Here is a 7,656-nt window from a genome sequence, read left to right as displayed (position 1 = left end):
ACCGTCCCGACAAGCTCAACGCGTGGACCGGCGAGATGCGGGAGCGCCTGGTCGCCGCGCTCGAGAGCGCCGGTGACGACGACGCGTGCCGCGCGGTCGTGCTCACCGGCGCCGGGCGCGCCTTCTGCGCGGGCCAGGACCTCGCGGAGACCGCGGCCATCGACCCCGGCGACCACGCGGCCGCCGAGGCGTGGATCGACGACTTCGGCCGCCTGTTCCGCGCGGTGCGCGCCCTGGAGAAGCCGGTGATCGCCGCCGTCAACGGGGTGGCCGCCGGTTCCGGCTTCCAGTTCGCGCTGCTGGCCGACCTGCGCATCGGTCACGCGGGCGTCCGGATGGGGCAGCCCGAGGTGCTCTCCGGCATTCCCAGCATCACCGGCATCTGGGCGATGCGCGGCATCCTCGGCCGGGCCAAGACCGCCGAGTTCGCGCTCACCGGACGCCTCGTCGACGGGGTGGAGGCGCAGCGGCTCGGGCTGCTGTCCCGCCTCGTCGACGAGGACCAGGTCAGGGCGGAGGCGCTGGCGGAGGCGGCGAGCCTCGCCGAGCTTCCGCCGGGTGCCGTCGCCCTCACCAAGGGCCGGCTCCGCGAGCTGGACGACGCCGGTCTCGACGAGGCGATCGAGGCGGCGAAGAAGGTGCACACCGCCGCCTACGCCACGGGCGAGCCCCAGCGCGAGATGGCCCGCTTCCTCGCCGGGCGCCGCCGCTGACGTCCACGCCGCCGCGCCGGCCCCCGGCACACCGCTCCCCCTCCCCCGGCTCCCCCGTCCCCTTCGCACGAGAGGTTCCTCCATGACCACCAGCGTCACGCCGCGCACCGGCGCGGCCTCCGACGGCGAGCGCGCCTACCGCCGCCTTGTCGAGGACCACCAGTGGCACGTGCCCGACCGGTACAACATGGCGGCGGACGTAGCCGACCGTCATCCCGGCGACCGGCTCGCGCTCGTCTTCGAGGACCACACCGGCCGCCGCGAGGAGGTCCGCTGGCAGCAGATCCAGGACCGCTCGCGGCAGATCGCGGCCCATCTCCACGGGCTCGGCGTGCGCAAGGGCGACCGGGTCGCGGTCCTGCTGCCGCAGCGCCCCGACACCCCGGCGACCTACCTCGGCGTGCTGCGTACCGGGGCCGTCCTGGTGACGATGTCGCTGCTCTGGGCCGACGAGCCGATCCGCTACCGGCTGGCCGACTCCGGCAGCACGGTGCTGGTCACCGAGACCGCCGCCCTCGACCGCGCCGACGGCTTCGACGGCGCCGTCGTGAACGTCGACGACCCGGCGATCGGCGCGCTGCCCCCGGTGTACGAGACGGCCGACACCGCCGCCGACGACCCGGCGCTGATCTTCTACACGTCCGGCACCACGGGCGCGGCCAAGGGCATCGTGCACGCCCACCGCACCCTGCTCGGGCACAACGAGTTCCACTACTGCCACGATCTGCGCGCCGGTGACGTCTTCTACGGGGCCGGCGACTGGGCCTGGTCGATGGCCAAGCTGATGGGTCCGCTCAGGGCGGGCGCCGTGCACCTGGTGTACCGGCCGGCGGGCGGCTTCGACCCGGCGGGACTGCTGGCGAGCATGTCCCGCAACCGCGTCACGACGGCCCTGGTCAACCCGACCTTCCTGCGTAAGATGATGCAGGACGTCCCGGACGCGGGCAGCCGTCACCCCCAGTCGCTGCGGGTGGTGTGCTGTTCGAACGAGCCGCTGACCCCGGACCTCATCGAGTGGTTCGGCGACCAGTTCGGCGTGACGCCGCTCGACTACTACGGGTCCACCGAGTCGTACCCGCTGCTCGGCAACTTCCCCGGCGTGCCGGTCAAGCCCGGCTCGATGGGCCGGCCGCTGCCCGGCTGGGACGTCGCGCTGCTGGACGCCGAGGACCGGGAGGTCCCGGTCGGGCAGCCCGGCGAGATCTGCCTGCGGGCGGGCTCCAACCCCCAGTTCCCGCTGGGTTACTGGAACCGTCCCGAGGCGTCGGCCGAGTCCTTCGGCGGCACCTGGTACCGCACCAAGGACCAGGCCGTGAGGGACGAGGACGGATACTTCTGGTTCCTCGGCCGCACCGACGACGTCATCAAGACGTCCGGCTACCGTGTCGGACCGTACGAAGTGGAGGCTGTGCTGCGAGGTCACCCCGCTGTCGCCGACGCCGGTGTGGTGGGCGTCCCGGACCCGGTACGCGGCCAGGCGGTCAAGGCCTGGATCGAGCTGCGCCCCGGACACGAGCCGGACGAGGAGCTGGCCCGGGACATCTCCCGCTTCGCCCGCGAGACCCACTCCAAGTTCGCGTACCCCCGGCTGATCGAGTTCGTGGACGCCCTGCCCAGGTCGGCCACCGGCAAGATCCAGCGGGCCGCGCTGCGCGCCCGCGACCTCGGCCCCGCCGCCGTGACACCACCCCGGAAGGACGGACGGACATGACGACCGACAGCCGTATCCCCCAGTCGCCCTCCGCAGCCGCCGAAGGGGCTCCCGACGCGTCCGTGGTGCGGCGCAAGGTCGCCACGGCGACGGCCGTCGGCAACTTCGTCGAATGGTTCGACTCCGGCGCCTACGCCATCATGTCCGCCACGATCGCCGGCCTGTTCTTCCCGCAGTACGACAAGACGGCGGCGCTGCTCGCCACCTGGGCCGTCTTCGCCGGCGGCTTCGTGGCGAGGCCCATCGGCGCGGCGTTCTTCGGCCGCTACGGCGACCGCATCGGCCGCAACCGCATGCTGGCGCTGAGCGTGCTGTGCATGAGCGGCTCGACCCTGCTCATCGGTCTGCTGCCCAGCTACGCCACCTTCGGCATCGCCGCCCCGGTCCTGCTGTTCCTGCTGCGGGCGCTCCAGGGCTTCTCCACCGGCGGCGAGTACACGGGTGCCTCGGCGTTCATCATGGAGTACGCCCCCGAGGGGCGGCGCGCCCGCTACGCGAGCGTGGTGCCGCTGACCGTGGGGCTGGCGTCCGTGGCCGGGGCGCTGACCGGGCTGGTGATCACCTCGTCGCTCACCGAGGCGGCGCTGAACAGCTGGGGCTGGCGCATCCCGTTCCTGCTGGCCGGCCCGCTCGGGCTGATCGGTCTGTATCTGCGCAGCCGGATCGACGACACCCCGGTCTTCCGGGCGATGGAGAAGCGGGACGCGGTGCAGGAGGCGCCGCTGCGCGAGGCGTGGAAGCGGTGCCGCAGGCAGGTGCTGACGCTGTTCGGCTACAGCATCACGAACGCCGTCGGGTACTACCTGATGAGCAGCTACATGATCGCGTACATGTCGGAGGAGGTCGGGTACACCAAGGCGCAGGCCATGCTGACCAGTGTGCTGGCCATGCTCGCCTACAGCGCGGCCTGCCCGCTGATGGCGGCGGCCGCCGACCGGTACGGCCGCAAACCGATGCTGCTGGTGGCGTGCGGCGGTTTCGCCGTGGCGACGCTGCCCGCGTTCTGGCTGATCGGCACGGGGTTGGCGGGGGCGATCGTGGGCGCGATGGTCCTCGCCGTGCTGGTGTCGGTGATCGGTACGGCCAATGTGCCGGCGATGGTCGAGATGTTCCCGGGCCAGTTGCGGGCGAGCGGTTCCGCCATCGGCTACACCGCCGCGTACGTGCTGTTCGGCGGGACGGCGCCGTTCGTCGCGACCGGGCTGGTCTCCCTGGCGGGCACGCCGCTCGCGCCCGGTTTCTATCTGATGGGGCTGGCGGCGGTGTCGGCGCTGGTGGTGCTGTTCTCCTTCCGGGAGACGGTGCACCTGCCGCTGACGCGGACGACCGTGCTGGAGAAGTAGCGCTCCGCGGACCTCGGTGGCCGGCCCGGCACTGCCCGGACCGGCCACCTCCGTATGTGTCCCCCCTGCCCGTTAAGGCCGGGCCCCTGGCGGTGGGGCCGTGCTGGCGCGCACGATCAGCGTCGGCTCGACGGACGCCGGTTCGGGTGCGGCGTCCGGGTCCGCGATGTGGCGCAGCAGGTGGACGACCGCCAGCGCGCCCATCTCCGTGAACGGCTGGGCGACCGTGGTCAGCGAGGGGGCGCAGTACTCGGCCAGCGCGATGTCGTCCACGCCGACGACGGAGATGTCCTCGGGGACCCGCCTGCCCAGCTGGTGCAGCGCGCGGATCACTCCGAAGGCCATCTCGTCGCTCGCCACGAACACGGCGGTGGCGTCGGGGATCCTGCCCAGGATCAGCCCGTTGCGGTAGCCGGACTCGGGGGTCCAGTCGCCCTCCAGCACCGGGGGCGCGGGCAGGCCCGCCGCCTGGAGGGTGTCACGCCAGCTGGGTGGCGCTGAAGCTGGGCGGCGCGGCCGACGTGGACGGCCTCGGCTGTCCGAACCGGCAGAACGGCGGGCAGAACGGCCGCGTCGGCGGTTACGAGGTCGCCGTGTCGGACGACTGCACCACCTGGCGGACGGTGGCGACGGGCACCCTGAAGGACGTGCCGCAGACGCAGCGCGTCTCCTTCGACCGGGTCCGGGCCTCGTACGTACGGTTCACGGCGCTGAACGCCCTCAACGGGCAGCCGTTCGCGGCGGCCGCGGAGATGCGGGTGTACGGCACGCCGGTGGACCTGCCGACGGGCTACCCGCCGGGTGAGCGGCCCGGCCTGAACCGGCCCGCCCCCGGCGTGCCGCGCCGGGGGCGGGCTAGGGCCTGTCGTTTGGACCAGGCCGGCCGAGAGTGACTGCGTCTTTCACCCGCGACGCCGGCAAGATCCAAACGACAGGCCCTAGGGTCAGAGGCGGCCGCCCGGGACCACCGTGAACGTCGCCGGACCGGCCGGCAGGTTCACGGTGTACTGGCGCAGGTACGTGTCCAGGAACGGCGAGCGGTCGCCGGCGGTGGCGACGTCGTCGGCCGGGTCGTCCAGGGCCAGCCGGAGCTTCGCGCCCTTGACCTGGATGGTCTCGCCCGACGGGGTGTCGCGCCACGAGCCGGTCCGGATCGAACCGATCTCCACGGCCAGGACGTGTCCCGCCGCCAGGGTCCAGTCGGTCGCCTTCAGGTCGACGCTCAGCCGGCCCGAGTCCACCAGGGAGACCTGTTCGTCGAACATGACGGCGGTGCCGTCCGGGGCGACGTCGTACAGCTTGAGCATGACGTTGCCCTCGCCCCTGGCGGTCAGCGAGACCTGCGGGGTGCCGGTGACCCGCACGGCCTTCCGCAGCGGCTTCGACCAGACGAAGAAACTGGACGTGACGGCGCCGGCCTGCTGACGCTTCGCCAGCTCCCTCGTCAGTGCCCGCGGCGCGGCCTGTTCGGTCGCGGGCGCGTTCTCCATGTCCCACTTTCCGGTGGGCTGCACGGACGGCCGCGGTGCCGGGTCGCCGGAGGCGGTCAGCGCCGCCCGGGCGGAGGCGCCGCCGTCGTCCACGTAGGAGCCGCCGCCGAGCGGCAGGGTGACGGACCGTTCCGTGACGGGCCAGGTGCGCTGGGCGCGCCAGGCGCCGGTGGAGTCCTCGACGGCGTAGGCCGGGTAGCGGACGGACGGCCTGACGCCCTTCAGGTACTGGTCGTAGAAGGACAGCGTCTCGTCGTACCAGCCCTCACGTCCCATGGCCAGGCGTCCGTCGCCGACGCGGTCGCCGCCGCGCACGTGGTCCCACTGGCCGAGCCAGCCGCGCTCGGGGCCCCGGTGGTTGCCGAGGTACTCCTCCATCTCCTCGGGCTTGGTGTTGTTCTCGACGAAGCCCTGGGTGACGAAGAGCGGGGTGTCGGTGCCCCTGGCCGCCTTCGCCAGGTCGCGGGAGGTCCAGTACGGGTCCCGCTGGTCGGATATCCGGTACCCGGCCGAGTTCTGCGTCAGGCACTCCGGATGCGTCTCCTCGTACCGGGCATTGGCCTGATAGCGCGGGTCGTCGTCCGCCAACGGAGGCATCGTGGCGATGGAGTTGTACGCGTCGGCGGTACCGGTCACGTTCGGACGGGGGACGCCGTTGGAGTAGATGTACTGGTACATGTCCCACAGGGGTTCCTGGGCGACGACCGCCTTGAGGGCGCGCTGGTCCAGGTTGTTGCCGATGAGGCCCGTGACGGCGTCGTACGACTTGCCGTACATGCCCACGGCTCCGGTGGACCACGGCTGTTTCGCGGCCCAGTCGACGGCGGCCTTCACGTCGGCCTGTTCGCCGGGGCCGCCCCAGTCGAGGCAGCCGGTGGAGCCGCCGAAGCCGCGCAGGTCCACCATGACGAAGGCGTAGCCCTGGTCGAACAGGTCGGTGCCCTCGATGAAGTCCTGGAAGCGGGACGAGGGTCCGGTGTGGGTCCAGCCCTCCGGGCCGGTCTGTCCGGTGTGCGCGAAGTAGGGGCCGATCGACAGGATGACCGGCACCTTGGCGTGCTTGCGTCCCGCCATTTTCTCGGGCAGCAGGACGTCGGCGTGGAGTTGGGTGCCGGAGCGGTCCGAGGACGGGAAGTAGTGCTGGGTCCAGACCGAGCCTTCGGGGACGCGGTCGTTCTCCGCATGGGTGACGGGGTCGGTCGCGGTGGCCACCGACCCCGTCACGGACCGGGGTGCGGCGGCCGGTTCGGCCTCCGTCCCGGGTGCCGCGACGGCGGGGCCGGCCAGGCCGGCGGTCAGCGCGAGGGCGGCGACAAGTGCCGAGGCGGTCCGGGTGGCCGCGCTACGGGCTCTCACATGCTCCTCCTTGAACGGTGGGTGCAGGTGGTGCGGGTGGTGCAGGTTTAGCAGCGTTACCCGTCGCGCGTCGATGGGGCGTACAACGGACGTGCGCGTGCCGGGTGTTGTGTGCGGGCATGCCGGGTTCGCGAAACGGGCAGGGTGCCGGTCGGGGCGTTCCGCCGTCCCGGGCGCGAGGACGGGGAGGGACGATGGCCGGCGAGGTCCGAGGGGGCGACGGCGACGCCGGGGTGACGGAGCTGAGGAAGGAAGCGGCCGAGGCCCTGGCCGAGGCACGGCGGCTGCTGGACGTCCGCGGCGGGTGGGCGCCGGCCGACGCGTTCGGGCCGGTGATCGACCGGCTGGCCGGCGTCGAGACCGCGCTCGCGCGGGAGGGAGCCGGCTTCTCCGTCGTCTTCGTGCACCTGGGCATCCTGCGGGGCGCGCGCTGCATGAGCCGGGGCGACGGCGGGTCGTCCGACCCGGAGGAGCGGGACGAGGCGTTGCGGCGGCTGCGGTGGGCGGACGGCACCGGGCCCCTCACCGACCCGCTGGCCGTGCAGGCCCGCATGATGCTCGTCTTCCTGCTGGCGCCGTGGGCCCTGCCCCGCGCGGACGGCACCCGTACCGCCCTCCTGGACGCGCTGCTCTCCGCCGCCGACGGCCAGGTGCTGACGGCGTCGTTGCGCCGGGACCTCACCGAGGCCCTGGAGGTGGTCGGACGGATCGCCGCCGCCCCGCTCGACCCGCACCTCCAGCAGGTGACCGCCGGGAACCGGCGGGACATCGAGCAGATGCTCGCGGTGCGCTCGGGCTCGTCCGCCGGGACGGCCGGCGCCGCGGCGGCCGAGACGACCACCGCCCCGGCCGCCGAGACGACCACCACCGCCGCGGCCGAGACGACCAGAGCCCCGACGGCCGAGGCGTCCGCTGCCGTCACCGGGCCGGGGAGGGCACGAGGGGCCGTCACCGCCGGTGGCCAGGACGCCGATGCCCCGGACGGCGCCCGGGACCCCGTGGCGGCACTGCTCGACGCCGTCCGCGGGCTGGTGGGCCTGGCC

5 protein-coding genes and 2 pseudogenes are annotated in these 7,656 nt (G+C 73.2%); 5 read left to right on the top strand and 2 right to left on the bottom strand.

Annotated elements, in window-relative coordinates; genetic code table 11:
• From GTW67_RS08700 to GTW67_RS08690, 3 genes are all read left to right on the top strand, one after another.
• The coding region (locus GTW67_RS08700) for an enoyl-CoA hydratase/isomerase family protein (RefSeq protein WP_161164233.1) at positions 1 to 713 on the top strand (713 nt) is incomplete at its 5' end.
• An 82-nt stretch (positions 714 to 795) separates the two neighbouring features.
• Positions 796 to 2,424 (top strand): acetate--CoA ligase, encoded by a 1,629-nt coding sequence (locus tag GTW67_RS08695; RefSeq protein ID WP_161164232.1) that lies wholly within the window; start codon positions 796 to 798, stop codon positions 2,422 to 2,424.
• On the top strand, positions 2,421 to 3,767 hold the full coding sequence (locus GTW67_RS08690; RefSeq protein ID WP_161164231.1) for an MFS transporter: 1,347 nt from the start codon (positions 2,421 to 2,423) through the stop codon (positions 3,765 to 3,767). Before GTW67_RS08695 ends, GTW67_RS08690 begins: the two co-directional genes overlap by 4 nt.
• Before the next feature lie 72 nt (positions 3,768 to 3,839).
• Here GTW67_RS08690 and GTW67_RS08685 read toward each other — a convergent pair.
• Positions 3,840 to 4,253: pseudogene (locus GTW67_RS08685) on the bottom strand (substrate-binding domain-containing protein); the annotation flags it as partial.
• A gap of 5 nt (positions 4,254 to 4,258) precedes the next feature.
• On the opposite strand from GTW67_RS08685, the gene GTW67_RS08680 reads away from it, so the two are divergent.
• A complete protein-coding gene (locus tag GTW67_RS08680; protein WP_346010606.1) occupies positions 4,259 to 4,660 on the top strand; it encodes a discoidin domain-containing protein in 402 nt (133 codons plus the stop codon).
• 51 nt (positions 4,661 to 4,711) lie between these two features.
• On the opposite strand, the gene GTW67_RS08675 is transcribed toward GTW67_RS08680, so the two are convergent.
• The gene (locus GTW67_RS08675) at positions 4,712 to 6,613 is read right to left on the bottom strand and encodes a CocE/NonD family hydrolase (RefSeq protein WP_161164230.1); all 1,902 of its coding nucleotides are present in this window, start codon (positions 6,611 to 6,613) and stop codon (positions 4,712 to 4,714) included.
• A gap of 194 nt (positions 6,614 to 6,807) precedes the next feature.
• Between GTW67_RS08675 and GTW67_RS08670 the strand changes: the two are divergent.
• Positions 6,808 to 7,656, top strand: a pseudogene (locus GTW67_RS08670) (hypothetical protein); the annotation flags it as partial.

Source organism: Streptomyces sp. SID5910 (genome assembly GCF_009862125.1).
Lineage (GTDB): Bacteria > Actinomycetota > Actinomycetes > Streptomycetales > Streptomycetaceae > Streptomyces.
Note: the sequence above shows the minus strand (reverse complement) of the source record. Positions and strands in the feature narration are given on the sequence as shown.

Excerpts from the sequence above, each read along its gene's own strand:
- GTW67_RS08690 (WP_161164231.1), top strand. The coding sequence starts at position 2,421 with ATGACGACCGACAGCCGTATCCCCCAGTCGCCCTCCGCAGCCGCCGAA.
- GTW67_RS08695 (WP_161164232.1), top strand. The coding sequence starts at position 796 with ATGACCACCAGCGTCACGCCGCGCACCGGCGCGGCCTCCGACGGCGAG.